This is a genomic window from Bacillus sp. mrc49 (assembly GCF_002803435.1).
In genome coordinates this window covers 1-805 of sequence record NZ_PHNG01000227.1, presented here as the reverse complement: position 1 = coordinate 805, position 805 = coordinate 1, and the positions used below count along the sequence as shown (strand labels likewise).

Sequence of the window (805 nt, the reverse complement as noted above, 5' to 3'; positions counted from 1 at the left end):
CTTATTTATTGCAAAGGCCGCAGCACAGAACCAACATTTACAGAAGCAGCATTTAGAACATTGATGTTGCCAGGCTATGTACCGCCAGCACCATAACATTTTTAGCGGGGCCTATACTGGCCCCTGTTTTTTTCTAACCACAAAAATAGACCCTCAGAAAGAAGGAAATTAATCATGATAAAACTTAAACTAAGAAACCCCGAAACAGCCAAATTTAAAACATATAGCGAAGACTTTGTAAGTGGCTCAGCTTTCCGCCGTGTTGTTGCTTTTGGTGTTAAACAGGAAACATTGGCAGCTCAAGGAAAAGCTCCTAACGAATTAGAACAAATAGACGATTTAGTTGAATTAGTAGCTTCTCTTTTTTCTAGTGAAGAGGTTAATTTAGAGTCTGTTTATGACGGGCTACCCGCGGCAACTATGACCGATATATTAAATGGAATTATTTCAAGTGTATTGGGCGGGGAAGATGAGGAAGCAGCTGCAGAGGGAAAGTAAATGAGGAAGCCAGCTTTACTAAATCTATGGAGAATTTAGAAACACTCTATAAGGATCTGTTAGACGCCGGCTGGAAACTGAATGATATAGATAATATGGACATTAACTTTTTCTTGAAATTAATGCACGAAAAACAAGAAGCTGCAAAAGAAAAAGAGCGAATGAGTGGAATAGACTTCTTTAATTCCATTTAACAAAGCAGGGATAGGGCTTTTATGGCTTCTATTCCTGCCTTTTTTTTGCTCATTTGTGGGCCAGGAGCATAACCAGCCCACCAAATCCCCCTAGAAAGGAACAAAAATAATGG

1 protein-coding gene is annotated in these 805 nt (G+C 39.3%); it reads left to right on the top strand.

Annotation, left to right across the window (positions count from 1 at the left end):
- Window positions 1-174: 174 nt before the first annotated feature.
- The gene (gene gpG, locus CVN76_RS01615; RefSeq protein ID WP_100530145.1) at window positions 175-498 is read left to right on the top strand and encodes a phage tail assembly chaperone G; all 324 of its coding nucleotides are present in this window, start codon (window positions 175-177) and stop codon (window positions 496-498) included.
- The last annotated feature ends 307 nt before the right edge of the window (window positions 499-805 follow it).

Bases quoted from the DNA above. Each gene is read 5' to 3' on its own strand.
- gpG (WP_100530145.1), top strand. From the start codon at position 175: ATGATAAAACTTAAACTAAGAAACCCCGAAACAGCCAAATTTAAAACA.